Origin of the sequence: Anaerosacchariphilus hominis (assembly GCF_014290175.1) — a bacterium.
Lineage (GTDB): Bacteria > Bacillota > Clostridia > Lachnospirales > Lachnospiraceae > Laedolimicola > Laedolimicola hominis.
Window position 1 is genome coordinate 31516 of sequence record NZ_JACOOR010000005.1, and the last position, 25550, is coordinate 57065.

General features: G+C 46.9%; 27 protein-coding genes and 2 pseudogenes. 5 read left to right on the plus strand and 24 right to left on the minus strand.

Going from position 1 to position 25550, the window contains the following annotated elements; genetic code table 11:
• Positions 1-138: 138 nt before the first annotated feature.
• Genes H8S44_RS09390 through H8S44_RS09400 form a run of 3 tightly spaced genes read left to right on the plus strand, consistent with a single transcriptional unit; the run spans position 139 to position 2251 of the window.
• Positions 139-939, plus strand: a complete 801-nt coding sequence (locus H8S44_RS09390) for a helix-turn-helix domain-containing protein (RefSeq protein WP_118521997.1) — start codon at positions 139-141, stop codon at positions 937-939.
• A gap of 41 nt (positions 940-980) precedes the next feature.
• Positions 981-1595: an NUDIX hydrolase N-terminal domain-containing protein gene (locus tag H8S44_RS09395; RefSeq protein WP_117802310.1), complete on the plus strand. Its 615-nt coding sequence runs from the start codon at positions 981-983 to the stop codon at positions 1593-1595.
• A gap of 26 nt (positions 1596-1621) precedes the next feature.
• Entirely contained in the window at positions 1622-2251 is a 630-nt protein-coding gene (locus H8S44_RS09400; RefSeq protein ID WP_117802311.1) for an HAD family hydrolase, read from the plus strand.
• Positions 2252-2931: 680 nt separating this feature from the next.
• On the opposite strand, the pseudogene H8S44_RS09405 reads toward H8S44_RS09400, so the two are convergent.
• The 15 genes and pseudogenes from H8S44_RS09405 to H8S44_RS09475 form a co-directional block, all read right to left on the minus strand.
• Positions 2932-3045, minus strand: a pseudogene (locus tag H8S44_RS09405) (helix-turn-helix transcriptional regulator); the annotation flags it as partial.
• 30 nt (positions 3046-3075) lie between these two features.
• The gene (locus H8S44_RS09410) at positions 3076-3735 is read right to left on the minus strand and encodes a phosphatase PAP2 family protein (RefSeq protein WP_186873442.1); all 660 of its coding nucleotides are present in this window, start codon (positions 3733-3735) and stop codon (positions 3076-3078) included.
• A 155-nt stretch (positions 3736-3890) separates the two neighbouring features.
• A pseudogene (locus H8S44_RS09415) lies at positions 3891-4537 on the minus strand (ABC transporter permease); the annotation flags it as partial.
• A 148-nt stretch (positions 4538-4685) separates the two neighbouring features.
• A complete protein-coding gene (locus H8S44_RS09420; protein ID WP_186873443.1) occupies positions 4686-4901 on the minus strand; it encodes a PF20097 family protein in 216 nt (71 codons plus the stop codon).
• Between the two features lie 549 nt (positions 4902-5450).
• Positions 5451-5633, minus strand: a complete 183-nt coding sequence (locus tag H8S44_RS09425) for a cysteine-rich KTR domain-containing protein (RefSeq protein WP_168932829.1) — start codon at positions 5631-5633, stop codon at positions 5451-5453.
• Entirely contained in the window at positions 5611-6243 is a 633-nt protein-coding gene (locus H8S44_RS09430; protein ID WP_186873444.1) for a TetR/AcrR family transcriptional regulator, read from the minus strand. The genes H8S44_RS09425 and H8S44_RS09430 overlap by 23 nt, the downstream gene beginning before the upstream one ends.
• Before the next feature lie 99 nt (positions 6244-6342).
• The gene (locus tag H8S44_RS09435) at positions 6343-6969 is read right to left on the minus strand and encodes a DUF998 domain-containing protein (RefSeq protein ID WP_186873445.1); all 627 of its coding nucleotides are present in this window, start codon (positions 6967-6969) and stop codon (positions 6343-6345) included.
• Complete coding sequence (locus tag H8S44_RS09440) at positions 6966-7541, minus strand: TetR/AcrR family transcriptional regulator (RefSeq protein ID WP_186873446.1); 576 nt, start codon at positions 7539-7541, stop codon at positions 6966-6968. The genes H8S44_RS09435 and H8S44_RS09440 overlap by 4 nt, the downstream gene beginning before the upstream one ends.
• Positions 7542-7673: 132 nt before the next feature.
• A complete protein-coding gene (locus tag H8S44_RS09445) occupies positions 7674-8315 on the minus strand; it encodes a GNAT family N-acetyltransferase (protein ID WP_186873447.1) in 642 nt (213 codons plus the stop codon).
• 186 nt (positions 8316-8501) lie between these two features.
• On the minus strand, positions 8502-9101 hold the full coding sequence (locus H8S44_RS09450; protein ID WP_330593548.1) for a TetR/AcrR family transcriptional regulator: 600 nt from the start codon (positions 9099-9101) through the stop codon (positions 8502-8504).
• A gap of 177 nt (positions 9102-9278) precedes the next feature.
• On the minus strand, positions 9279-10046 hold the full coding sequence (locus H8S44_RS09455; RefSeq protein WP_186873449.1) for a zinc ribbon domain-containing protein: 768 nt from the start codon (positions 10044-10046) through the stop codon (positions 9279-9281).
• Between the two features lie 317 nt (positions 10047-10363).
• Positions 10364-10585: a cupin domain-containing protein gene (locus H8S44_RS16960; RefSeq protein WP_186873662.1), complete on the minus strand. Its 222-nt coding sequence runs from the start codon at positions 10583-10585 to the stop codon at positions 10364-10366.
• Positions 10586-10718: 133 nt separating this feature from the next.
• Positions 10719-12101, minus strand: a complete 1383-nt coding sequence (locus tag H8S44_RS09465) for a hypothetical protein (protein WP_186873450.1) — start codon at positions 12099-12101, stop codon at positions 10719-10721.
• Entirely contained in the window at positions 12098-13168 is a 1071-nt protein-coding gene (locus H8S44_RS09470) for a hypothetical protein (RefSeq protein WP_186873451.1), read from the minus strand. Before H8S44_RS09470 ends, H8S44_RS09465 begins: the two co-directional genes overlap by 4 nt.
• Positions 13146-14576, minus strand: coding sequence for a helix-turn-helix domain-containing protein (locus tag H8S44_RS09475; RefSeq protein ID WP_186873452.1), 1431 nt, complete (start codon positions 14574-14576; stop codon positions 13146-13148). The genes H8S44_RS09470 and H8S44_RS09475 overlap by 23 nt, the downstream gene beginning before the upstream one ends.
• Positions 14577-14824: 248 nt before the next feature.
• On the opposite strand from H8S44_RS09475, the gene H8S44_RS09480 reads away from it, so the two are divergent.
• Complete coding sequence (locus H8S44_RS09480; RefSeq protein WP_186873453.1) at positions 14825-16072, plus strand: zinc ribbon domain-containing protein; 1248 nt, start codon at positions 14825-14827, stop codon at positions 16070-16072.
• A 5-nt stretch (positions 16073-16077) separates the two neighbouring features.
• Positions 16078-16161 carry a MerR family transcriptional regulator gene (locus tag H8S44_RS16965; RefSeq protein ID WP_408609383.1) on the plus strand — a complete coding sequence of 28 codons (84 nt, stop codon included), beginning with the start codon at positions 16078-16080 and terminating at the stop codon, positions 16159-16161.
• Here the strand turns inward: H8S44_RS16965 and H8S44_RS09490 are convergent.
• From H8S44_RS09490 to H8S44_RS09530, 9 genes are all read right to left on the minus strand, one after another.
• On the minus strand, positions 16147-16716 hold the full coding sequence (locus H8S44_RS09490; RefSeq protein WP_186873454.1) for a methylated-DNA--[protein]-cysteine S-methyltransferase: 570 nt from the start codon (positions 16714-16716) through the stop codon (positions 16147-16149). The two genes, H8S44_RS16965 and H8S44_RS09490, sit on opposite strands and share 15 nt — an antisense overlap.
• 9 nt (positions 16717-16725) lie before the next feature.
• Positions 16726-17778, minus strand: coding sequence for a tryptophan--tRNA ligase (gene trpS, locus H8S44_RS09495; RefSeq protein WP_186873455.1), 1053 nt, complete (start codon positions 17776-17778; stop codon positions 16726-16728).
• 42 nt (positions 17779-17820) lie between these two features.
• On the minus strand, positions 17821-18042 hold the full coding sequence (locus tag H8S44_RS09500; RefSeq protein ID WP_186873456.1) for a hypothetical protein: 222 nt from the start codon (positions 18040-18042) through the stop codon (positions 17821-17823).
• A gap of 84 nt (positions 18043-18126) precedes the next feature.
• A complete protein-coding gene (gene codB, locus H8S44_RS09505; RefSeq protein WP_186873457.1) occupies positions 18127-19365 on the minus strand; it encodes a cytosine permease in 1239 nt (412 codons plus the stop codon).
• A gap of 154 nt (positions 19366-19519) precedes the next feature.
• Positions 19520-20608: a hypothetical protein gene (locus tag H8S44_RS09510; protein WP_186873458.1), complete on the minus strand. Its 1089-nt coding sequence runs from the start codon at positions 20606-20608 to the stop codon at positions 19520-19522.
• A gap of 145 nt (positions 20609-20753) precedes the next feature.
• Positions 20754-21899 carry an aldo/keto reductase gene (locus tag H8S44_RS09515; RefSeq protein WP_186873459.1) on the minus strand — a complete coding sequence of 382 codons (1146 nt, stop codon included), beginning with the start codon at positions 21897-21899 and terminating at the stop codon, positions 20754-20756.
• A gap of 139 nt (positions 21900-22038) precedes the next feature.
• Complete coding sequence (locus H8S44_RS09520; protein WP_186873460.1) at positions 22039-23382, minus strand: MATE family efflux transporter; 1344 nt, start codon at positions 23380-23382, stop codon at positions 22039-22041.
• The gene (locus tag H8S44_RS09525; protein ID WP_186873461.1) at positions 23369-23824 is read right to left on the minus strand and encodes a MarR family winged helix-turn-helix transcriptional regulator; all 456 of its coding nucleotides are present in this window, start codon (positions 23822-23824) and stop codon (positions 23369-23371) included. Before H8S44_RS09525 ends, H8S44_RS09520 begins: the two co-directional genes overlap by 14 nt.
• Before the next feature lie 184 nt (positions 23825-24008).
• On the minus strand, positions 24009-25385 hold the full coding sequence (locus H8S44_RS09530; RefSeq protein ID WP_186873462.1) for an aminopeptidase: 1377 nt from the start codon (positions 25383-25385) through the stop codon (positions 24009-24011).
• Positions 25386-25550: the final 165 nt, after the last annotated feature.

Genomic DNA, 25550 nt, shown 5'->3' on the forward strand with positions numbered 1-25550 from the left:
AACTACCCTAAGTCTACACGAAAAAAATGCAATTCCCGGAATTTTGCGAGAATTGCATTTTGATGAAGTTTACACTTTGGAAATTGCATTTTTGCAATCATTCTGTATAATGGAAGTATGCGGAGGAGGTGCGTGTTTATGGCTTTACCCGGAACACCCGGACAACGGATTTCCGATTTATGCAATGGGAACCACATCACACAAAAGGAACTTGCGGAGAAGATAGGCGTTTCCGCTTCCCAGTTGAGCCGCATTGTCAGCGGCGAAACAAGAACGGTAAGCAGTGATATTCTCATAGGTGTGGCAAAGGAATTTAAGGTATCGACAGACTACATACTGGGCTTGTCTACCGTGAGCGTCCGTAAAAGCTACGATATTTCTGAATTAGGCTTGTCGGAGGGAGCCGTGAGGGGGCTTGTGACGGGTGCTGTTGATGTGCAAATCCTCAACCGCCTGTTGGAACACAGGAATTTTCCCAAGCTGATAGATTTGATACGGATTTATTTTCAGGACACGGCGGCAAAGGGCATAACAGCAAGAAACCAGCTTATCGAGATAGCAACGGCTTCCCTGTCCGATCTGATGAAAGAACACCCGGAACACCGGGCGGAAGCAAAGCAGGATTTACAGCTTTTGAACACCCAAAAGATGGGGGAACATGAAGCAGAGATTGAAAAAATCAAAAATGTGTTCCTGGCTATCCTGCGGGATATTAAGAAAGATATTGACAACGGGGAACAGCCGGGAGAAGCTGTGACCGCCGCTATGTTCCAAGCCATGCGGGACGCACTGGCGGAACAGAAGAAAAACCCGCTTTCCATTGACGATGTAACGGCGATGATAGCCGGACAGATCGGACAGCTTGCACCGATGGATGAAGAAACTGCCGACTTGTTCCAAAAGTTGTTAAAGAAAGTGATGAACCAAAAAAATGACTGATATTTTATCAGAGAAAATCACAGTAGCAAGGGAGGATAACCATGAAAGAACAATGGCTGGAATGGGCAATAGAATTACAGAGTCTTGCACAAGCAGGATTGACCTATGGAAAAGATATTTTTGATAGAGAACGCTATGAAAGGATACGGGAAATTTCTGCTGAGATAATGGCATATAAGACAGATATACCTGTTCAAAAAGTGAAAGACCTTTTCTGTAATGAAACAGGATACCAGACACCAAAACTTGATACCAGAGCCGCTATTTTTCAAAATGGAAAAATTCTTCTTGTTAAAGAGAATAGCGGAAAATGGTCACTTCCCGGAGGTTGGGTTGATGTAAATGTGTCTGTCAAAGAAAATACTATTAAGGAGGTCAAAGAAGAAGCAGGCTTAGATGTAACTGCTGATAAAGTGATTGCAATTCAAGACCGCTCTAAACATAACTTGCCAGTATATGCTTATGGCGTATGTAAAATATTTGTACTTTGCACCATTATCGGAGGTGCCTTCAAAGAAAATATAGAAACTACGGGCTTTGCATATTTTTCAGAAAATGAACTGCCGGAACTGGCCACGGAAAAGAATAATGAAGAGCAAGTAAAAATGTGTTTTGAAGCATATCGAACCAAAAACTGGTCAACTCTTTTTGATTAGACCGAGGGAAAAGGAGGAACAGTCCTATGGGTTATAAGCAGATTGTTTTTGATGTAGACGGAACTCTGATTGATACAGAATATGCCGTCATTCATTCTTTGCAAGATACTATAAGAGCAATAAACGGAAAGATAATCTCCGATAAAGAATTAACATTTGCTTTAGGAATTACCGGCGAAAATGCTTTGCAGCGTTTAGGAGTGAGTGATATAGCGTCAGCACTATTTATGTGGGACAAGAACATGGAAAAATACAGGGACACGATTACTGTATTTCACGGGATAAAAGAATTGCTTGAGACTATTTCGGAATTAAAATTAGGCATAGGAATTGTTACCTCTAAAACCCATGAAGAATTTAGAAGCGATTTTCAGAAATTTGATATATCATCTTACTTTGAAACCGTGGTCTGTGCTGATGATACGCTACAACACAAACCAGAACCAGACCCGCTTTTGAAATACATGGAATGGACAAAATGTCAAGCAAATGAGTTACTGTACATTGGCGATAGTATCTACGACATGCAGTGCGCTAAACATGCAAATGTAAACTTTGGATTAGCAAAATGGGGTGCTGGAAATAGAGTGAATGCTCAAAAATCATTCTGTACTCCTTTTGATTTAGCCAAAAATCTTGCTTCAACCAAAAGCTAATACTTGATACAAGCAAGTAGCAAAGACAGCCGAGCCAGTCACGCCCGTCTTTGCTAAAGGGTAATCAAGGCGGGAAAGCCCTAAAATGGCTTCCCGCCCATTTCAATTTTTAGAAAAGAAACGCTCCAAAATCAGAAAGAGAGCGGCCAAGCACTTTGAGGGATTGGCCGCCTTGTCCACCCATTCAACGGGGCGGCGGGCGGCGGTCAAGACCGGGTGCAAACCCGTTCATTTCAGTCTTGACGGTTGCCCACTGTCCTGCTATTTTCCGGGAGTGTGGCCACTACTTCGGGACACTTTGTCCACAAGTCGGAGCGTAGGACGAGGGACGGGGGCTTTCATATACCTGCCGCCGTTCTCTGAAACCAGCCCGATTTTTTGTTCATTCCCATTCACAAAAAGTCAGCCTGTTTTCCTACCGGAGCAAACGGGGCGCAAAAAGCACCGCACCCCGTTTCCCCCGTCAGCCACGCCAGCAGGTATAACACACTACACTTTGCTTCGCAAAGTCGTGTGCCAAATGGGGGCTTTGCCCCCCTTTGGAAACCCCCACAAGAAAAGGCGGTACGCTACCCCTCCACGGGGCGCATACCGCCTTTTCTTGTTATCCAGCCCTCCGGCTGTATCGGTTGAGCAAAAGTCAGCGTGGGATTGGTGTGGTATCTTTATCTAAGCGAACCCCCCGATTCCCACTTCGAAATAGCTGTTCTTGAAACAAACAGAGCTTCTGCCAGTTCTTCCTGTGTTAAGCCCCTGCTGCTTCTTAACTCTTTCAGTTTTTCATTAAATTCCATGGCAGAACCTCCATTCATTCTCACTCATAATTACTTATCATCACAAAATAACAGAACTATTGATTTATACAAGCAATACAGCCCTGTACTCAGAATCACAGCACCAACGATATCCGTAAACCAATGCACTCCTGCAACCAGTCTTCCAATCACCATAAATGTAGAAAAAATAATTGACATTACACTCACACATCTTCTGAATAGCAGATTTGTGCTTCTGCGATTCACCTGATATACCAAAGTAGGCATAACACTTAGTACAAGCAGCGTTGTAGATGATTGATAAGATGCCTCAAGCATCCCATCAATCAGAATTGGTCTGTAATTAATCGGAATCATCTCAAAAATCAGATATCCAAAAATCACTACTACATAATAAATACCAAGGAAAATCAAATCTCTGTCAACCTTAAAAAGACTTTTTCTTTTTATCAGTTGTACGAAACCAACTCCACCAAATGTCATACATACAAATATCGGCACAAGACCTAACCAGTCGGTAATCGTATAGATTGCCATGTGTACTCCGGTAACTCTGTGAAACCAGCAGTTAAAGGTTGCGAATCCAATCTCTGTGCCCTTCGCCCCTGCTGACTGCACATCCACACATTGTATTAAACATGTCCAGGTTGCAAACATTACAAGTAACACAGTTCCTAAAATTAATAACTTCTTTCCGTTTTTCTTCATTTTGTTTTACCTTCCTTTTATTTTTTGCCTGTTGGCTGATTGGAAGGTAACATATATTACGAAAAATAGTAAGAATCGTGCTGTCACATGAGAGACACCTATCGTGTCATCAGCTAAAACACTAGGCTTTCACCCGCTAAAAACAACATTTCCTATCATCCGCCTTCACCCTCTGGCAGCAATGTAACCACATAGTAAATAATTCCAAATACAGCTATACTCCCCATCATAATACCAATCATCTGATTTACACTTACCATATTTCCATGAAATACCGGATTGCAATCAAGAGTGTCTCTTATCGCTTCAACCATTTCATCCGGATAATGTTTTCTCTCCATCTCCCTGAAAACTCCGTGAAGCATATGATTCTTAATCAATGAAGTGGCATATGTACTCGGAAGATACGACAGTGCCTTCTGAAGACCTGAACCCAAATTTGAAATCGGCATATAAGCACCACATATAAAACCATAACCTGCGCTGACAATGGTACCCACAGCCGAAAGCTGTCCCTGTGTTGTCAACGGAAAGCTAATGATACTTGAAAGCGTACTTCCAAACAGGACGAGCAATATCATATCAAATAAAACCCATAATACATCTGCTGCATTCATATACCATCCCATTTTAAGTAAATATCCCAGACATAATACAAACGCAAGTCCATTGACCATCAATGAATTAGCAACTGTTGACAGAAAATATCCCAAATAGATTTTCCCCTGCTAACCGGTGAAACATTAAAATCCTTCCTTGTTCCATTTGCCTTGTCCTGCACCATAGTCAGATTCACACAAAAAACTCAGTATTTCCACCTTTTCGTGCGCTTCCTGATAAAACAACAATATTACTCCCTGCCTGTTGTTCCTCTCTTTCCTAATATAATCACAAAAGACGCAGGCAATAAAAGTGCTGCTCTGCGTCTTAGCGTCTGGCGTCTATCACTCTTAGTAATTAATCACTATCATTCTGCATTCTTCACAGCAGTTCGCTTCCACTCTTGTCCTGTGACTTGGTTTGAGTTTTGTTATTTCTACAAAACCCTCTGCGTTTTTTGCATTCTCAAAAACTCCAGGTACTTCATTTGCAAAGCTGAAAGCTCCGTCCTTACTGCTGAATAAATATCCTTTTCTCATTTCTTTACCACATTTTAAACACTTCATCTTCTAATCCTCCTTCTGTGCTTTCTTCTGCTCTTTCCAATTATGATATACACAGACAATTGCTAACACAATTCCTAATGTTACAAATGGCAATGATGCCATAGTAAATTCTCTCATATACTTATCTTACCTCCATTCTCTAGTTACCATTTGGTAACTTGCATTATGGTAACCAAACGGTAACTTGTCAATCTTTTTCTAATCTTCTATCACTTTTATCGGATGAGCATCCGAAACATAAATCATCGCATTATAAAGTTCTGCTGGAGATGCCCATACACGATAGCCTCTTGGAAGAATTCTGTATAATGCACTGTATATTTCCCCTAAACTTCCCATCCAACTGCATTTAGATACCTCTTTCCAGAATACTATCCAGCCTAAGCAATACAATACTACGAGTATCACTCCTATCCAACAGAGCGAGATACGCTTTGCGAATCTCGCTCTGATTAGCGGTCGTCAAATGCACTGCATAAATGCGTGCATTTTCCTCGTCGCCCTAACAAAAAGACGCAGGCAAAAAACATTTCGTTTCTGCTCTGCGTCTTAGCGTCTGGCAATGGATTTGTAATCCACTATATGATCCTTTACATTGATAATAAAACTTTCTTTACATTTTGGACAAAACAGCGGAAAATGTTTTAACTCCGTATCATCCAGTATCTGTGTCCGTGTCTTTGCACCGCATACCGGACATAGTATCCATTTATCCGTTACTACTGCTTTCATCTGACCTGTCACCTCCTGATAAATCACATAAGGTGCTATCCTTCACACCTAAGCCTTTTAAATATGTCATACCTGTATTATGAAGCATATGATACATATTTTCTTTCGTATCCCTGACGATTCCTGATGCAATAAGGGTTCCTATCCCCTGTGTATACACCATCATTGTCATTGCAAAATCCATTACCTGTTTTGGTGTAATCCCAAGCAGTTCCGCCATCTCCTGATACATATTAGCGGCATCCTGATTATTCGTCTGTAACTCGAAGCCTGTACTTAGTAACTGGCTTCGCTCTCCCGTGTAAAGGAAACGAAACAAATTAGGATTTTCTAATGCTAAGTCAATGGTTCCTTTTCCTCTTTGTTCGAATGTTGCAAGTTCGTTTTCATTCCGACTGTAATATTTATCCTCTACATACTGCTCCGCAAAAGGAATCAATTCCTCACGCAATCCATCCATTCCACCAAACTGCCATGAAATCGGTGCTGTAGAGCAACCCAGTTCCCCGGCTACGGCTTTTATGTTAAGAGCGGCATATCCATTTTTTGAAACAAGCTCCAGTGCAGCCTGCAGCATATCTTCTTTTTTTATTTTTGGACTACTTGGCATATAAAATCTCCAATACCATAAATTAGTTTACTATAAACTTATTTATAGTATATCGCTTTATACATACATGTCAATGACAAGTATATATTTTTTCACTTTCTAAAACTTCATCCGATACAGTTCTATTCCAAGCACTGCATTATACCCTGTCGCAGCAAACACACTGAACCTTTCAACAACCCCGAAATAATTCTTCGGTACAATATTCATTCCCATTGCTCCTACCATCATCACTCCAAGAGCAATTGCTGCAAAAATGCCATATGAACGGCAGCTTTTATCCTTTGCTCCGGCAATAATGATCAAAACCAGAGATACTATGGACAATAACACAACGATCACTGTCGAAAAAATATGCATCTTATCCTGAAATGTTCCTGCATAGCCACTGTCACTTAAAGGAAACATGCCAAATCCCACTGCTGACACCCACTCCATAATCGTGAACAGATAGATGCCTACCCGCAGGAGTCTGTTTTTCTTACCCTGAATGCCTACGCATACCATCATTGCACACACCAGAGTACATACATTGTACAGACTGCTTAGCTGGTTCCATAACCGAAGCGATGGTGCATTCGATGCGCTAAGATCACTTACCGCCTGTGCCATCCAGTCATAGCCCGGATATGCGAGCGGTGAAAATACAACCGCTGCTGTATATGACAAAAAAGCTGCTACTCCAAGTAATCCACAATAATTCCATAAACTCTTTTTCTTTATCATACTGCATTCTCCTCACAAAACCACTTCAGATAGTCGTCCAAAAGATTTTTATCTGTTTCATAGCTACACTTACCATTGCTCTGATCCAGTTTGTAATCCATCAGTCCATGTACGGTCATAGCAAAGCTTACTGCACTCATATCCGGATTTGTAAAATGAAGTAATTTATGTACTTCCATCGCATAAAACAGCTGCTTCGTTGCTATCATCATCTTATCCGTCTCTTCTGCGACAATTTTGGCTGCCATGGGATTCAGGCTTCTTTCGGAATAGATAACCTTGTAGAAATTTAACATATGTTCCTGCTGGTTCATGTTAAAATATCCTCCGACCATCATCTTCAATATTTCCAAAGCACTCTTTCCGGCAAAAATGATCGTATAATCAATTGCGCCTATATTGGCGTTTTTCTTAGCCTCTTCTCGGAGGAATTGATACATTACTTCAACAAGCTCCTCTTTGGATGCAAAATGATTGTATAATGACGGTTTTTTTATCCCAACTTTGTCTGCAATCATATTCATGGATACGTTACCAAGTCCTTTATTCGCCGCCAGCTCCAATGTAGCCATGATAATCTCTTTTTTTCTTGTATCACTCATTGTTTGTTTTAACCATCTCCTATATATTACCTATTAGTTTTGTTTTAACTACCATTCGATAGTTTTAACATATCACACTGTTCTGCATAATTCAAGTACAGGTTAGCATAACTGTCCCGGCAGTTTCTTTTTCTCTTTATATGGAAACTGCTTATCAAACTCTTCTGCTTCCTGCTCATCTACAAGATAGCCTTCCGGTGTTGCATACTCTCCAGTAATCCCATCAAGATAACCAGGTACGAGTTCTTTACACAAAAAGAATGATGCATCTTCCCCCTCTGGCAATCCATGATAACGGATACCATACTCGCTTGCCTGCCTGAATCCACTTTTGCCATAAAAATCAATATTTCCTTCAAAGCATAGTGCTCCACAGCTAAGCTCTGCAGCTTTCTCCAATGAATAATCAAGCAGGATTTTACCATATCCTTTCCTCTTATATTCATTCTTAATACAGATTGGTCCCATCGTCATAATTGGGATATTTCTTCCATCATCCGCTTTAATACTCGTTCTCATAAACATATTCTGACCAATCAGCTTACCATCTTCATCATTTTCTTTAAGAAGCATCACAAAATCCAGTTCCGGAACAAATGCCGGATCATTTCTGAGCTGATGCAACACATAATGCTCCAGGCATCCTAGGCGGTATACATTCCAAAAGCTGTCTCTTACCAGATTTTCTACTTTTCGTTGTTCTTCCTTTTTCTCTAAACGAATCATAATATTACTTTTTTCCATTTCTTTTATGTCCTCTCTTAAAACTATGAGAAACACGCTCCGCGAGTTTCTCAAGTTATCGCGGCAGTCGCCAAGGTCTCGTGCAAGCACGAACTTTGGCTCGTTGCACGCGTAAATAAAAACCGATAATCCTGATTTTCAGTATCAGAATTAACGGCTCTGCGTCTTAAGCGTCTGGCTCTTATTTTACTGCTTCATTTCTTCTACAATTTTGCCCATCATCTGTTCAAACTGACATTTTGCTTTCGTCTTATCTGTTGCTCCATCATATACACTATAATAGAAAAACATATTTGCATAAAATTTAATTGCATTCTCTTCTGGATTTTTTATTTCCATATTTTTAAACAGATCCTTCACGTATTCTGCCGGTCCGGATACCAGATATTGCTGATATAAATTCTGCATCTCTTCACTGCGAAACTGCTCTATGGTCAGCATCTTCCGAAACGATGATGCAAAATCATCCTCTGTCCAGTATTCAAACATAGACTTACTGTATTCCACAAAATCATCCAATGATACTGTCTCATACTTTTCAGGCGTTTTCTCTTTATCCTCTTGTGGCATATCATATTCTGTTGCCTGTTCGCCATCCTGCTGCTCCATACGCTGCACAATACAGTCAAAAATGTCTCTTTTGCTTTTATAATGTCTGTATAATGCACCTTTTGTCATGTCAAGCTCTCCTGCTATCTGGCTGACAGAGACAGCCTCGTAGCCATCTCTGGCGAACAGATGCAGTGCCACAATTAATATTTCCTCTTTCCTATTACCCATGCACATTTCCTCCCAACTATGAGAAACACGCTCCGCGAGTTTCTCAAGTTATCGCGGCAGTCGCCAAGGTCTTGTGCAAGCACAGACTTTTGCTCGTTGCTCGCGTAAATAAATAAACGACCGTTTACATTTTTATAATAGTAAACGGTCGTTTATTTGTCAAGACTTTTCTTTTTGTTTATATTATCTCTTTTTGTAAATCAACAGCTCTGGATTTTCACCAGCTTTCTCATATGTACATACTAGAATAAAATCCATGCCTGCCAGAATACCGAAGCACCTGTCTCCTCCAAATTCAGACTCCAGTTGATTCCCCAGATAGGTTTTCTGATCATCAAGGAATTTCACTTTTTGTCCATTAGGCAAAGTATATTCCAGATTCACATAGTTCCCCACAAGTGCATTTAGTTTATCTACCCTTGGAAGTCCGTCTATATGCAGATCATTAATTTCATTTATCAATTGCTTTTTAAACTCTTCAAACTGCCCATTGTCACTAAGTTCATCATACCTTTTCCAGTAATCTAACTTTGGAAGCATTTCTTTCAGATAAGTGCGTGCCTGTTCTTCGGTAAAGTTTTCATTTACCATATTCTTTACACATACATCAATCAATTCATCCATATCATTATATGTGTATGTTCCATCTGCATAGCACCATTTACAATACTCCTCATTTAATGTGCCATCCTTATCACGTCCCAATATGGAATCATCATCAATTGGCATCCCGCAGCACTGGCAGATCAGCTTTCTGGGTTCTCCCAAAAGCGTATTGATTGAGACATCAAATTCTTTCGATAATAGCTTAAGTGTATCAGTATTGGGAATGGTATCACCATGTTCCCAGCGTGATACTGCCTGCCTTGTTACCATAATTTTATCTGCCAGCTCGTCTTGTGACATTCCTCTTTCCGTACGAAGTTTCAAAATAATATTTTTCGTTTCCATAGTCGTCACCTCCATAACCATATCATACAGATAAATTCATGTTCTGAAAAGCAACCTGCTGTTGCCATACCCTGTCTATATGATTTAATTATCACTCTTTGGCCATGACTTTCTTGCACCAGGTTCATGTCTTACAGTGAGGACATTTTAAATATCTTGTACTCACAATATGCATTTCCATATTATATTGCATAAATGTTGGAGTAAACAGTTCATTACAATTCCTGCATTTAAAATATCCTATCTTCCTGTCTCCCCACATTGCAACATATAATCCAACGCCGAACACACTTAACGCAATCATCATTAGCACAATCTTAATTGGTAATGCAATCACATCTGTGTAAAAACAAACCACTAATCAGCAGGTGAGAATCGATCTGACAATGTTCCTGATTTTCCATACTGCAAAAAACATTGGTATTGATGAAAAATCCCTCTCCCTTTTCAAAGCTCCGCTCCTGACCTGCTGTCAGCAGACGCATACTGCCCTCCCGGACATAGACAAATTCTACCTCCTCATGCCAGTGCCAGGGAATATTATTACCGCTATCTTCACCGCTGTTATTCTGCTCTGTGTTCTTGAGGAAAGCATGAAAAACGGAAACATCTAAACCCCAAAATAAGGGTTTCCGGAAGCAAAGCTCCGGAAGCCCTTATTCCATACACGTTTTATTTCCAATGAATGACCGCTTCCACGGAATCAGTATACTGGTCGTCGCTGATAGCTTTATAGCGGGAACCACTATACCAGTCGGTGAAGCCATTGTCAATCTTGTAGATCTCCCCGGTTTCCGTATCCACAATACGCTCATAACCCAGGGTAGCGTCGCTCTGCTTCTGGCTCATAATATCCTGGCTCTTATTGCGGTTTTCCCAGGAGGACATGATACTGTCGGACATTTCGCTGGCTGACTGACTGAGAGACTGGGAAGTATCCGCCGCCTGATTACTCTGAGACATGGCAAAGCTCTGGAATTCCCGGGTGTAGTCCAGGCTGCTCAGGCTCTTGCTTAAGGTGGGCTGCCAGTCCTGAAAAGTACCCTTTTCCGCGCTGAGTACCGTCAGATTATAGACGGAATAATACCCCATTCCCGTGCCCATGGCAAAGGGTACCACGTCCGCTGTGAACATCCCCTCTCCCGCCGTTCCGTCCTGGGTGAAATCCGCCCGGAGAATGGCCGGAGAAATGGAGACGCTGCTCATTCCCTGGGTGCTTTCAAAACTCTCTGTTACAGAAAAATCTGCAATGTACGGTGTCTGAATATCCGCGTAATCAGCTGTTGCATTCATTGCGTCTGCAAACTGTGGGAATATTTCAAAGACTCCCTGTGTCGATACATTCGTAAGAATAGGATATTTTCCAAACAAGTCACTGGAAAGCGCCATCATGGCCCGGGAATTCTCATCCGGAAACATCGGCTCCATTTTCAGCATAAAGAAGATTTGATTCACCGGCTTCTCCGGATCAAAAACATGAATCGCGTGAAACATACCGGTATACATGGCAGAAGATCGCACGGTCCAGCCTTCCGGAATATCCATGCTGAATTCCGTACAGCTATAGGGCACCAGAGCCTGTGCAGACGCCAGCGGCTCTACCGTCCAGCTTTCCTCGACAGACTGTTCTGACGCCGCTCCTGCTGCCAAAGTCTCCTGCCCCGCCTTGGGAGCGTCCGGGGACGCCAGGCTTCCGGGTCTTGTAAATACCATCTCCGTATCTTCGTTGGCTATGGTCAGTACCCCATCCTCCAGCGTATAGCTGTCGGCCACACCGTCCGTAGTGATACTGCTCCCGTCCCAGGTCAGCTCATAGACCAAACCGTCATATTCCATGGTTCCGGTTCCATCTTCCAAAAGCGACAGAGTCATGGTGATATCACTGTTATCCAGATCTTCTTTTCCAAGCGTCATGCCACTGTAACTCATACTGACCAGCTCCCAGTCTCCTGCCGCCGTATCCGCCAGAGCCTGTTCCTCCTTCGTCTTTCCGCCGCAGCCGCTCAGCAAAAGTCCTGTCAAAAGCACTGCTAAAAGTCTCTTCACATATCTCATAGCATTCCCTCCCCTTCCAGTTCGTCCTTCAAAAGCAGCCTTATCCTGTTCCAGCCTTCCGTCTTATAATACCTTTCATTTCGACGCAGATTCCCCGCTTCGAATTCCAGTCTCCAGGTGCTTCCGTCCGCAAAGGTAAAAATCAGCGTATCCCCTGCGTCTGAGGCTCTCTCGTCAGTTTTCTCTCCAATCTCCAGCTTCTTCACCGCTTCCAGGCACTCCGCAATTACAGTCCCACCTGTAAGCTCCCATTCCTGGCGGGCTTCCGCATCCTGTATATAGGTCAGCTTCGACGGGGTTCCCATATATTCCGCCAGTTCTGCCAGGGAAAGTTCCGGCAGCTTTACTTCATTTCCGAACACATCGTCCTTCCCTTTTCCATAAGCGTCCACCGTATACCAGGCGGAAGTACCCGTGTGGCTGGTTTCTTCATCATCCTGTACTATTTCGTAAAGATGAATCGTAAGGGTCCCGTCCCCGTTATCGACGCATTCTGTCTCTGGCGCGAGGAAATTCGCCTCCTTCTGATAATACGCCCGGGCCATAGCCACAAGCTCCCTGTCCTGCCAGGGTGCCAGACTGTCTGTCTCCGCCTGTTTTTCTCCTGCCGGAGCGCTCCCCGGCTTCCAGTCTGAAGCCGTCAGCGTGTATTCCCCGGTTTCCAGGTTATCGGAAGCCCCTCCGGCCAGAAGATCCGTATCTCTCTCCACCTCCATGATAACCCGCTCCGGATAAAATGAAAAATCAAATTTCCGGAAAGAAGCGGTCAAATCCACACCCTGCCCATCAATCACCTGCTCCACAGAAGCCTTTGCCCCTTTTCCCGGTAAAAGCTTCAGCTCGTAGATATTCTCGGTATACTCCGGTGAGCCGGACTGGAAAAAGCAGTGCAGCCGGATCCCGTTTTCTGTCTCCAGGCCATACTTTATATGGCCGCTTTCGTCCTGACAGGCATAGCCCTGATAGGCCTCATAGGTATCCGCAGCCTCTTTTTGCGCGCTGCAGCCCCACAGCATGACTGCGGCCACCAGAAGCGCCATTCCTCTAATCCTCTGTCTCCTTTTCATTTCTTATCCCCCTGTCGTATCGATAATAAAACTGAACCAATCCGATTCTGGATTTTGTCCCCGTCTTTTCATTGAGACTGGTAAGGTGCCGGTACAGCGCCGCCCGGGATATCATCAGCTCCTCTGCTATGTCCTGGACATTTTCATCTGATACCAGCAAAACCTTCAGCACCTCTCTTTCCCGTTCCGTCAGCGAAAAGCTGTCGGCAAAGATCCGCAGCCGTTCCTCCTCGCTTCTCTGAGCGGATTTCTTCTCACCGGCTTCCTTTTTCCTTTCTCCCGGACGGATCGCGCCGGAATAAAGAAAAAACAAGACAGAAATCAATACAAGCAATCCAAGCAGAATACTGTCTTTTACAACCGGACTTCCCGACTTCAGAAGAAGCAGGGACAGGGAGCCGGTGCCAAAGGCGCAGATATTATTGACGGCCCTGCCCAGTCCCGCCCAGAGCCTCGGACATTTCATCCGGGCAGAAAGCCGCATAAAGCTGCTTGTAAAGAATACCACAAAGAACCCGGCGGACAGATAGAACACAGCCAGTCCGGCCCGGAAGGAGCCTCCGTTTTCCAACACCACGATACAGAGAACCGACAGCACCGTCACACAGTACATGAAAAGATTCACATACCGGTGTTCCCGGCTGTCAAACAGGATACCAGCCAGAAGTCCGCTTCCTGCCAGAAGAAGCCGGGGCCACTGTCCCACGTCCCCTCGGCCTGCCACGTGTACCAGCGTCACTGCTGCATCCAGTGTAGAAAAAATGCAGGTAATCAGCGCCACGACCAGAATCAGCCAGATCCCCGCCCTTCCGGCGTTCTCCGGCGCAGCTTCTCCGGGAATTTCTGCCATTTCCGGTTCCCCGGCCTCCACATTCAGAAGCAGTACCGAAAAGATGGCTGCGGAGACAGCCAGAACCACCGATTCGACCATATCGTTTTTCACCAGGTTGTTATTCAAAAACTGAAGAAAAATTCCGGCTGCATAGGAGATACCGACTGTCCTGGCCAGCCGCTCCTGCTCCGCCCTCTGCGCCAGCCAGTAGTGTACTGCACTCCCGGCCATTCCCATCAGAATGAAGCAAAGGCAGCCAGCCGTCACAATCGCCCTGTAAGAGGTATGCTGCCAGATCACGAAAATACAAATCACACCGGCCAGAGCTCCTGCAAATACCAGAATCTGCCGAAGCTTTTCCTTTACTTTTCCATAGAAAGCCATCGCAGGATAAAGGAGAAATCCCAGAACGCTGGATCCCAATACATAGCCCTGGGCCGTCACCACCTGCTCCGGTCCTGTAACCAGAGCCGCCATATTATCAAACTGATATTCGGTTCCCAAAAAAATAAAATTGAAAAATGCCAGCGCCAGCATAAGTGTGAGCACATTTCCATCTATCTTTTGTAGTTTCATCTACTTTCACTCCGTTTGTATCAGTCTTTGATAATTTTATTATAAACAAAAGTCTCACTTCCACAAGGTGACATTCGTCTCAAACTCTTCTTTTTCTTTCAAAAGGCTCTTTTTTCTCTTCTGTCCTCTTTTCTGTGGATCCGTTGCAAATGATACATTTGTCAACTGCAAGACCTTTTCTGCCTGTGTTAGACTGAAGACAACCGTATCAGGCCAAAGAATAAAACCACTGAAAGGAGAGTCCCTCTATGGAATACCAGGAAGTAAAATGCAGAAACTGCGGAAGCCCCATGCGCGTCCCGGATACTGCCAACCGAATCCGCTGCCCTTACTGCGACACCGAATACATTTTAAAATCTCACAACAATCAGAAAAATTCCGTCCATATTATCAACTACGGCGGACGGGGCGCGCTGTTTCAGTCCTACCTTCCTTCCGGGTGGGATTACCGCGTCTTTGATGACATTGATTCCGTCTCCACACTGGCCACTGTATGCAAAGGACTTCAGGTTTTTCCACAGGACATGTCCGCCCAGCTTCTGTTCTATCCCTTTGCCTTCTACAGAGATTCCTCGCCAAGGGCTTCTATCTTTTTCTCCCTGGGGATTCCGGGACTGGCCTCTGGAGGCGAATATCAGTTAGATCCTATGTCCATGGCCTGCAACTGCCAATGGCTTGATCTTCCCCAGTATGCCCGGCGAAGAATTATCGGTATCGTCTCACGCCTTCTTCCGGGTTCTCTTTCTGAACCGGAGATCTATCCGGTCTCCGGGGAAGCCCTGCAGCCAAAAGCTCTGCTTTTTCAGCAGACAGCCTCCCGGAAGCTTCAGAAACAGACAAACGTATTTCCCGGCAAATTTGCCTTTCGGATCTCGGCAGGCGGTCAGCTTTATGAAGGCTTTTTTGCTACCATTCTCGCCCGGGTTCCGAAAAATCCAAATGCTTCCTCCGGAGATCGGATTACGGATTTTCTGAAAAAAGGAACCGCCTTTATGGGCGCTATGTACGGCATTGGCGGTCCGGATACCTCCAACTGGGGCCGGGCCTTCGATGCCCTGATTCTCTCTCATTCTTCCGGCTCTGCCGCTTCCTCCTGTGAGGCTGTCTTTGACCGTTTCCTGAAGGAACTGAAATATGGCCCCCTCTATTTCGCGCTTCAGGAGGAGGAGCTCCAGCGCGTCCGGCAGGTACAGCTTCAGGGAGCCATGACCCGGCAGCAGAATGCCATACGTGCTTCCCAGAACCTTTCCCGCACACTTTCCGAGACCTCAGACATCGTCAATCAGGCCTGCCAGGATCACAGCCGACAAATGGATCACATTTACGCCCATTCCACCGATGGTATCCGGGGTGTGGAAAATTATCGGGATTCCTATGGAAACACCTATCAGGCAGATGTGAGATACGATCACATCTATAAAAACGGAGACACCTTTGTGGGCAGTGCCGACGGCAGCCTCAAGCTGGGTCCCGACTGGGAGGAATTGAAGAAATAGCGGAATTGTCGGGACTGCTCACTTCCACTCTGCGCTATTACGCCAAAAAAGGGAGGCTGCCGCAGCCTCCCTTATCAGATTTCCTGTAACTTATTTTTGATGTTTTTACTATAGCAGGAGAAAGACCTTTTCGGGATAAAGAAGCCACTCATATCCGTATGCTCCAGCTCCAGCAACGCTATTTTTTTGTCCATTCCGCCCGCATATCCTGTCAGACTGCCATCCGTACCTACCACGCGATGGCAGGGAATAATAATGGATACCCCGTTGTGCCCCACTGCTCCGCCGACTGCCTGAGCAGACATATGGGGAACCTTTTGTATGTCCGCCATCCTGCGGGCGATCTCACCGTAGGTCATGGTCTGCCCATAAGGAATCTGTAATAATATCTGCCATACCGCCTGCCGGAATGCGGAACCGACGGGATGAAGCGACGGTATAAAGTCTGGTTCTTTCCCGGAAAAATAAATATCCAGCCATTGTTTTGCTTCTGCCAGGACAGGTGTTTCCCGGGAAATATGTTCTCCCGGAAGCGTATTGGCGAAGTATTTCTGTCCTTCAAACCACAGACCGATCAGGCCGATTTCATCCGCAGCCAGTAATATATCACCCAGCAGTGATTTGTATGTATCTGTATATACCATAGCTATACCTTAAATATTGTTATCAAAATAGTTGATCTGCATGGCATTTCGTACAGCATACAGGGTCTCGGCCGCTTTCTTCTCAGCCTTCTCGCTGCCTGCCCGCAGGATCTCTTTGACCTCTGGCAGGCGCTGCTCCCACTCCTTCCGGCGTTCCCGGATAGGCGCAAGCTCTGCCTGCATGACATTATTCAGGAACTTCTTCACAGTCACGTCTCCCAGGCCGCCGCGCTCATAATGAGCTTTGAGTTCATCCAGATTCTGATAGTCCGACAGGAACTTGGTAAAGTGCTCTGGCCGGCTGAATGCCTCCAGATAGATGAAGACCGGGTTGTTTTCCGTATGGCCCGGATCGTCCCTGCGGAGATGGGTCGGATCCGTAAACATGGACATGATTTTCTTTTTCACGTCCTCCGGTTCATCCGACAGGTAAATGCAGTTGCCCAGAGACTTGCTCATCTTTGCCTTGCCGTCGATACCCGGCAGGCGCAGGCAGGCCTGGTTGGATGGCAGCACAATCTTCGGTTCGGTCAGGGTCTCGCCGTAGAGGTCATTGAACTTCCGGACGATTTCCCGGGTCTGCTCCAGCATCGGCTCCTGATCCTCTCCGGCCGGAACTGCCGTAGCCTGAAACGCAGTGATATCTGCCGCCTGGCTGATGGGATAACAGAAAAAGCCCACCGGAATGCTGGTCTCGAAATTCTTCTGCTTGATCTCGGCCTTTACCGTCGGATTCCGCTGCAGTCTGGATACCGTCACAAGGTTCATATAGTAGAAGGAAAGCTCGGTAAGCTGCGGCACCATAGACTGGATAAAGATACAGGACTTTTCCGGCTCCAAACCGCAGGCCAGATAGTCCAACGCTACCTGCATGATATTCTGACGCACCTTCTCCGGATGCTCCGCATTGTCCGTCAGTGCCTGGGCGTCCGCGATCATAATATAAATCTCATCATACGCGCCGGAATTCTGCAGCCGCACGCGCTCCTTCAGGGAACCCACATAATGTCCCACATGCAGGCGTCCTGTGGGCCGGTCGCCGGTTAAAATAATCTGTTTCATCATTTCCACTCCTGTTCTAAGATATCCTTCAGGCATTGCTTTTTACTCACTAAAAGTATAGCGAATAAGATATCCTTTGGAATCTCCGGTAATGATCGTCACATCTCCGTTCGGATTCTCGATGATCTCCAGAATCGGGTATTTGCCATGCTCCCGCACATAGCTTTCCGGGCTCTCTGCCTCTGCCTCGATAAATTCTTTCTTGGCATGGGAAGCTCCGCCGCAGGGATTCATAGTTTCTACTAAAATTTCATACTCTTTCATGATACCGGTCTCCTTTTCAAAGATTGATGTCTTTATTATAGCCAATCTTTCGCCGGGAATCAAAAGACATTTTCACTAAATTTTTTATTTACTTACCTTCTGTCCAATCACATACAGCAGTGCTGCCACCGCCATACCATTGATGGACGCAATACCCCAGGACAGCACATTTGCCACAACGGCGCCTGCGATGACACCGATCACCGCGAACCAGTTCACAGTAGCCAGCGGCGCGTGTTCGTCCTCGTAGTCTTTCTTGTTCATAAAATAAGACAGCACCAGAATGATACCCACCGGCGGCAGAGTACAGTTCAGAATGTTCAGCCAGCCGCAGAAGTTGTAGTACAGCCATACGGAAAGCAGCGTTCCGATGATGCCGGCCACCAGAACCATGGGCTTTTTCTTCTGATGGAAGATATTTGCCAGACCCAGTCCGGAGGTGTACAGAGCGTTATCGTTGGTGGTCCAGATGTTCAGGCCCAGCACCAGAACTGCCAGGTAAAACAGATTCAGACGCAGCATGACCTCGAAGATATCATTTCCGCCTACGAAAATATAGGCGATGGCGCCGAAGAAGAACATCAGGGAGTTACCGATAAAGAAAGCCACAACCGTCGCGATGGTTCCGGTCTTGGCATCCTTGGCGAACCGGGTAAAATTCGGCGTGGCCGTTCCGCCCGATACGAAGGAGCCGACTACCAGGCCTGCGCCGCCGACTACACTTAAGGTACCGCTGGATACGGCAAACTGATCCACGATAGTTCCCTCGCCCTGTGCCACCGCCATCACCATAGCGATGGTTCCGAGAACTGCTACCGCTGGAACAGCAATGTAACTGATGATGGTCAGAGATTCGATTCCGAAATAAGCGGACGCGGTCATACAACCACCTGCCAGAATAATCAGCGCCCACATGGCTATCTTACTGTCACCTAAGAACTGATTGGCCACCGGAATGGCAAACATGGCCACACCTACGCCAAACCAGCCGATCTGGGTAAAACTGATCATAGCGGAAGACAGATAGGATCCCTTCTCACCGAAGGCCTTTCTCGCCAGCAAATCCATGCTGAGGCCGGTCTTGGCGCCCACATAGCCCAGAAGTCCTGTATACAATCCCAGAATGCAGCCGCCCAGAATCAAGGAGCCCAGGAACTCCCAGAAATTCTCGCCTGCTGCCAGCTGCTGACCTACCCACATGCTTGCGGAAAAGAAGGTAAAGCCCAACATAATCATGAACATGGTCACGAAGCCCTTGCGGCCCTCCTCGGGGACTGCCTGCTCCGCGTAGTCTACGTCTTTTTTTTCTTTCACGTTACTCATTTTTTCATCTCCTGTTATATTTTATTGTTAGAAATTTCAAATCCATAAGCCTTATCATGCAAGCATGAACGGCTTCTGCCCTTGAAATTCTGCTGCCTTAAAAAATCAGGGCGGAACCTTTTGCATCAGTCCGTCCTGATTTTAAAATTCTTATTTACAAAATGTATTTCCGAAGTGCATCGGTAAACTCCCCGATTCTCTGCTCAGCAAGCTCTTTTAAGGTGATGTTCTTCATGCTCTCGATATAGCCTTGCTCCTGACGGTAGAGCCACCTGGTATCAGCCGGTCGGATCTTCTCATAATGATTATCATGAACCCAGTCCTCATAGCTTATCGGAAGCGGATAGCCCAGCTTCTCAGCCAGCAGCTCCTGGAAATCGATCCGGTCCGCGCGGTCACGGATGCCTTCCCAGAACTCCAGTACTTCCTCCACATGCTCGTGGATCTCATAGCGTCTCGCTCCGCCGTCGTAAATAATACATTTCTCAAAAAGCGGACTGCACATGGAAAGGGTTTCTCTGCGGAACTCCGGCGCTACGATGCCGCCCTTCCAGTAGAAATCCACATCCGGCAGATTGATGCCGGACACGCCTTTGTCCTGGTAGGTGCTGAAAATACCCTCATAATAAATGGTAATAAAACCTTCAAACTCCGGCCAGAACTCCCGGATATCCCGGGTCAGATCCTCCAGGATGTCGATACCCTTGGTTCCGCCGATGGTGAAGATGATGATATTGCGGAGCTTCGCGCCGTGATCCCGGTAGAAATCAGTCACATAGCGGAGACAGTGAATCAGCGTCTCGCCGCTGGCAATGATATCGCCGATCATCAGAGTGCTGTCCGGCACCATGGTCAGCTTGCTGTACTTGATCTCCAATCCTGCGATCTCCTCATCTTCAAAGACACGCTCACTGGACAGGAAACTGATGTCATGAACACGGATGTGCTCCCGGTAACAGCTCTCCTCCAGCGGATAGTTGAGAGCGCCTCTCAAAATAGAAAGAATATTGGCGGTGGTCACCTTCTTCTGCTCCTTCAGATAATAAAGCATCTGGGATGTGGCGGAAATCAGGCAGTTATACACCTCATAGCCTACAATCTCCGGCGTATTCAGAAGCTTTCTGGACTCCGCCTCTGATACAATATAATACTCATTCAGGTAGTTTCCGCCGTCCAGCCGATAACAGGCCACGCCCTGCTCGTCAAATTCCGGCACCAGAACCACATTCTCCCAGTTATTCATTCTTATCTCCTTCGTTTTGCTGTATTTCACGTAACTTTTACGTTATCTTTACACACCTTAGAATATATTAACGGGTCGGTCGGGTTCCGTCAAGGGGAATTGGACGGAAATCCGCCAAATTTTTTCCAATACAGGGTACTCATTTTTAAACGCCGAAGACCTTCGCCGCTTTCTCCATCCGCTCCGCAATCTTCACACCAAAGGGGCAACGTTCCTCGCAGGACCGGCAGCCGATACACTCGGACGCCTTATGTTCCAGCAGCTCATAGTGGGACTGCACCGTAACCGGAACTTCAGGCTGCATGGTGGCCAGGTCGTAAAATTTATTGATCATGGCAATATCCAGATTGACCACGCAGGGCTTACAGTGACCGCAGTAGGTGCAGGCTCCACGATAGGAATGAAGCGGTGCGTTGGCGATGACGGAAGCGTAATCTTTTGCCTCGTCGGACGCGGTTTCGTAGGCTGCAGCGTCATCCACCTGCTCTTTGGTATCGTAGCCGCACAGGATGGAACAGACTGCCGGACGGGTCAATGCGTAGTGAATACACTGAACCGGCGTCAGCTTCACGCCGAAGGGCGAACGCTTTTCATCAAAAAGGCGGCCTCCCGCAAAACCCTTCATGACCGTGATTCCCACATCGTTCTGCTCGCAGACCTGATACAGATGCGCCCGCTCCGCGTCGATACCCTTCAGGGCTGTATCATACTGCTCCGCAAACATGGTCTCGATGTCTTCGCTTGCCGGAAGCATGTCAAAGGCCGGATTAATGCTGAACAGAATCATTTCCACATAGCCGGACTGAGCCGCTTTCACAGCCACCTTTGGGTTATGGGAGCTGATGCCGATGTGACGGATGGTGCCGTTCTTTTTGAGCTCCATCACGTAATCCAGATAGTCGGAATGCTGAATTTTCTCCCACTCTTCCTCGGAATCCACGTAATGAATCATCCCCAGATCGATGTAATCGGTCTGCAGCCGTCGAAGCAAATCTTCAAAGGCCGGCTTTACATACTCCATTTCCCGGGTACGGTAATACTGGCCGTCCTTCCAGGTGGAACCGATATGGCCCTGAATGTACCACTGCTCCCGGTTCGGTTTGATTCCTTCACCGATGATATCTCTGGATTTCGGATCTGCCATCCAGCAGTCCAGAATGTTAATTCCTTTTGCATGGGCGTAGCGGATCACCTCCACGCTCTCTTCCATCGAATGCCGCTCCAACCACTCGCCGCCGAAGCCGATCTCGCTTACCTCTAATCCTGTTTTTCCAAGTCTTCTTGTTCTCATCTTAATCCTCCCCTTGCCTGTTCAGATACGGATCTGATACTGGTTTTATCTTAGTACAGGTAAGAATAATTTGCAAGTTTATAAAACATGCACTGAAGTACAGAAAACCTGAATTCTATTAGTTTCGTATAAACCTATATTACTGCGCTTTCTTCTCTCCCCGCTGCATATACAGATAACACCCGATACAAAGCACGATTCCCACCGCCGTGGATATGGGCGCGGCAAGACCGATCCGGGTCAGGCTGGCGTCCGGCTGAATGCTCATGTAATAGGACAGGGGCAGGCGGACCAGAAGGGTCTGTATCATGCCCTGGGCCATGACGAATACTGTTTTGTTGTTACCGTTAAAATATCCCATCATGCTGAACAGGATTGCGGTTCCCAGGGTCTCCGGGGCAAAGCCCTTCAGATAATCGTAAGCCCTGGCGATAACTGCCGTATCCGTGGTAAAGAAACCGGAGAGCGTATCGCCCTGCAGAAGTACCAGGACAAATACCACGCTTCCCACAGCCAGGCCTACGCCCATGCCGGTAAAAAGGGACTGCTTCGCCCGTTTGTGCTTGCCCGCTCCCACATTCTGGGAGACGAAGGAGGCCATGGACTGCATCAGGGCGCTGGGTACCAGCATGGCGAAATTGACGATTTTACACGCTACGCCGTAGCCGGAGGAGGCCTCCAGACCCAGACGGTTGATAAAGGCGCAGAGGGCCAGGAAGGAACACTGGGTCATAATCTCCTGAAAAGCCAGCGGAAGTCCGATTTTCAGAAATCTCGGGCACTGGGCATTCCAACGAAAATCCTCTTTTTTGATGTCAAAGGGCAGTCCCCGCTTTACCAGAAGCAGCACCGCAAATACCACGCTGCAGGCCTGCGCCGCCACGGTTGCGATGGCCGCGCCCGCCGCGTCCATATGAAGGCCTGCCACCAGCACCAGATCGCCGACAACATTGATGACACAGGCCACCAGCACAAACAGAAGCGGGGAGTTGCTGTCACCTAAGCCCCGGAAAATGGCCGCCAGCACATTGTAAGCCACGATGAAAAAAATGCCGGCTCCACAGATCCGCACATAAGACGCAGTCAGACTCACTGCCTCCGCAGGTGCCTGCATCAGCACCGCAATGGGCCGCGCCAATCCTACCATAATCAGGAACAGCACTACAGAAATCACAGCAAATACCACAGCGCCTCCGCCGATAGCCGGTCCGATGTACCGGGGCCTTTTTTCACCCAGATACCGGGCAATGAGCACCGTGATACCCATAGCCAGCTGGGTCACTGCAAAGGTCACCAGATTCAGCACTTGGCTGCCGGTGGAAACTGCGGAAAGTCCCGAGGTGGATCCAAAGCGTCCTATCACCAGCAGATCCACCGCGCCGTAAGCCGCCTGCAGGATCAGAGCGCCAAGCACCGGCAGCATAAAGGCCACCAGCTTCTTTAAGATATTTCCCTGGGTAAAATCCGCTTTATCGTTTGTCATAGGTCTCTCTCCTCCCGCTCATAATCTGATAAAACTTTTCGATGGTTGCAATCATCGTTTCGGCCTCCTCATCGGAAATGCTGTCAAAATACGGCAGCAGACCACTGAAGTATTCCTCGTCGTATTTCTGATGCAACTTTCTGCCCTTTTCCGTGGCGGTAAGGAAGGTCACCCGGCCGTCGTCTGGCGAAGCAATTTTCTGAAGATAGCCCTTTGCTTCCATCTCCTTGACCGTGCGGGTCACGCCGGGTCTCGGAATATTCAGGAATTCACTGAGATCGGAAATCCGGATCTGTTTTCCTTTCTCTTCCAGCTCCTGCATGCAATCCAGGTAATGAATATAGGACGGCTGTACGCCCTCCGGCAGTGGGGGAAGCAGATCCCGGGTTCGCTTCGCCATGTAACAGGCATCGAACATCTGCTTAATTAATCGGTTGTTCATCTGTATGTCTCCTTGCATTTAGTTACCAACGTTAATTACCATTGATAATTATATGGAAAATCAGATTTTTGTCAAGTATATTTTTACTGAATTCCGGTAACCGGCCGTTCTATAACCGCATACACAAATCAGGGGATAAGATCACACGCGATCTTATCCCCTGAAGCTTTACTTTTTTCACTTTTTATTGAATAAACGCCTTAAAGGCCAGATAATTCTCATACAGATCCGCCTTGGATACCACCTCCCAGGGAGAATGCATGGAAATCACCGGAACGCCGATATCTACCGTGTCGATGTTGAACTTGGCGATGAATTTCGCTACGGTTCCGCCGCCCCCTTCATCTACCTTACCAAGCTCCCCGGTCTGCCATACTACGCCGTTCTCATCGAAAAGCTTCCGCAGATACGCAAGAAACTCCGCGTTGGCGTCGTTGGATCCGCTCTTTCCTCTGGCTCCGGTAAACTTCATCATACCTGCGCCGCAGGACAGGAACACAGAGTTGGTCTTTTCGCAGACCTCCGGATAATTGGGATCGTAAGCCGCTGTCACGTCCGCGGACAGGCACTTGGAATGGGCCCGTACCGCTGCGGCGGACACTCCAAAGGCTGCTGCCAGTTCGTCGATGAGATCTGTAAAAATGGCGCTCTGCATGCCGGTGGTTCCCTCGCTTCCGATCTCCTCCTTATCTGCCAGAATAACCATAACCGTATGCTGATCGGAAGTCTCGTCCAGGCAGGCTTTCCATGCAGGGTACGCGCAGACACGGTCGTCGTGGCCGTAGCTTCCAAGCAGGGCGCGATCGAAGCCCACATCCTTGGCCTTGAAAGCCGGAACCATGGACAGCTCGGCACTCATGAAATCTGCCTCGGTGATCCCGTATTTATCATTCAGCAGGTGCAGCACATGGTTCTTAACGGTTTTTTCATCGTCCTCAGTCGCTGCCGTGTAAGGAATGTTGCCAAACCAGATGTTCAGCTGCTCGCCCTCGATGGCGTTGCCCAGAGGCTTCTGATTCTGCTTGGCTGCCAGATGAGGAAGCAGATCGCTGATATAAAACACCGGATCGCTCTCGTCCTCACCCACTTTTACCTGCACCGTAGTGCCGTCCTTTAATGCCACCACGCCGTGCAGGGCAAGGGGTATGGCCGCCCACTGATATTTGCGCAGGCCCCCGTAGTAATGGGTCTTGCCCAGAGCCACGCCCTCGGACTCATAGAGGGGAAGCTGCTTCAGATCCAGACGGGGACTGTCGATATGAGAGGCGATGATACGGATGCCGTCCTTCGCGATATTCTCGGTGCCCACCTTGATCAGATACATATTTTTCCCGCGGTTGTTGTAATAAATCTTGTCGCCCGCCTTGAGCCTGCGGCCAAAATCGAAAGCCTCGTAGCCTGCGGCCTTCGCAGCCGCCTCCACATAGGCGCAGCACTCCCGCTCGGTCTTTCCTTCGTCCAGGAACTGCTTATAGCCCTCGGCAAAATCAAAGATCTCAGTCATCAGGGTCTCATCTGCGGTTTCGTAGACATTTGTTCTTTTGTAAGTGAGTGAATCCATGTGTGTTCCTTCTTTCTATCACGATATTGTGCGTATCTATTACTCTGTCTTTGATTTTACCACGTTTGAAACCACATTTCTATCTCTGTTTTTCTCATTACCGTACCTACTGGGCATCAATTTAACCTCCCTTAAATTCACCTAAAAAAAGCCAGAACAAAGATC

Coding starts and splice junctions, on each gene's coding strand:
- H8S44_RS09390 (WP_118521997.1), top strand. CDS start 139: ATGGCTTTACCCGGAACACCCGGACAACGGATTTCCGATTTATGCAAT.
- H8S44_RS09395 (WP_117802310.1), top strand. CDS start 981: ATGAAAGAACAATGGCTGGAATGGGCAATAGAATTACAGAGTCTTGCA.
- H8S44_RS09400 (WP_117802311.1), top strand. CDS start 1,622: ATGGGTTATAAGCAGATTGTTTTTGATGTAGACGGAACTCTGATTGAT.
- H8S44_RS09410 (WP_186873442.1), bottom strand. CDS start 3,735: ATGAAGAAAAACGGAAAGAAGTTATTAATTTTAGGAACTGTGTTACTT.
- H8S44_RS09420 (WP_186873443.1), bottom strand. CDS start 4,901: ATGAAGTGTTTAAAATGTGGTAAAGAAATGAGAAAAGGATATTTATTC.
- H8S44_RS09425 (WP_168932829.1), bottom strand. CDS start 5,633: ATGAAAGCAGTAGTAACGGATAAATGGATACTATGTCCGGTATGCGGT.
- H8S44_RS09430 (WP_186873444.1), bottom strand. CDS start 6,243: ATGCCAAGTAGTCCAAAAATAAAAAAAGAAGATATGCTGCAGGCTGCA.
- H8S44_RS09435 (WP_186873445.1), bottom strand. CDS start 6,969: ATGATAAAGAAAAAGAGTTTATGGAATTATTGTGGATTACTTGGAGTA.
- H8S44_RS09440 (WP_186873446.1), bottom strand. CDS start 7,541: ATGGCTACATTGGAGCTGGCGGCGAATAAAGGACTTGGTAACGTATCC.
- H8S44_RS09445 (WP_186873447.1), bottom strand. CDS start 8,315: ATGGAAAAAAGTAATATTATGATTCGTTTAGAGAAAAAGGAAGAACAA.
- H8S44_RS09450 (WP_330593548.1), bottom strand. CDS start 9,101: ATGTGCATGGGTAATAGGAAAGAGGAAATATTAATTGTGGCACTGCAT.
- H8S44_RS09455 (WP_186873449.1), bottom strand. CDS start 10,046: ATGGAAACGAAAAATATTATTTTGAAACTTCGTACGGAAAGAGGAATG.
- H8S44_RS09465 (WP_186873450.1), bottom strand. CDS start 12,101: ATGAGATATGTGAAGAGACTTTTAGCAGTGCTTTTGACAGGACTTTTG.
- H8S44_RS09470 (WP_186873451.1), bottom strand. CDS start 13,168: ATGAAAAGGAGACAGAGGATTAGAGGAATGGCGCTTCTGGTGGCCGCA.
- H8S44_RS09475 (WP_186873452.1), bottom strand. CDS start 14,576: ATGAAACTACAAAAGATAGATGGAAATGTGCTCACACTTATGCTGGCG.
- H8S44_RS09480 (WP_186873453.1), top strand. CDS start 14,825: ATGGAATACCAGGAAGTAAAATGCAGAAACTGCGGAAGCCCCATGCGC.
- H8S44_RS09490 (WP_186873454.1), bottom strand. CDS start 16,716: ATGGTATATACAGATACATACAAATCACTGCTGGGTGATATATTACTG.
- trpS (WP_186873455.1), bottom strand. CDS start 17,778: ATGAAACAGATTATTTTAACCGGCGACCGGCCCACAGGACGCCTGCAT.
- H8S44_RS09500 (WP_186873456.1), bottom strand. CDS start 18,042: ATGAAAGAGTATGAAATTTTAGTAGAAACTATGAATCCCTGCGGCGGA.
- codB (WP_186873457.1), bottom strand. CDS start 19,365: ATGAGTAACGTGAAAGAAAAAAAAGACGTAGACTACGCGGAGCAGGCA.
- H8S44_RS09510 (WP_186873458.1), bottom strand. CDS start 20,608: ATGAATAACTGGGAGAATGTGGTTCTGGTGCCGGAATTTGACGAGCAG.
- H8S44_RS09515 (WP_186873459.1), bottom strand. CDS start 21,899: ATGAGAACAAGAAGACTTGGAAAAACAGGATTAGAGGTAAGCGAGATC.
- H8S44_RS09520 (WP_186873460.1), bottom strand. CDS start 23,382: ATGACAAACGATAAAGCGGATTTTACCCAGGGAAATATCTTAAAGAAG.
- H8S44_RS09525 (WP_186873461.1), bottom strand. CDS start 23,824: ATGAACAACCGATTAATTAAGCAGATGTTCGATGCCTGTTACATGGCG.
- H8S44_RS09530 (WP_186873462.1), bottom strand. CDS start 25,385: ATGGATTCACTCACTTACAAAAGAACAAATGTCTACGAAACCGCAGAT.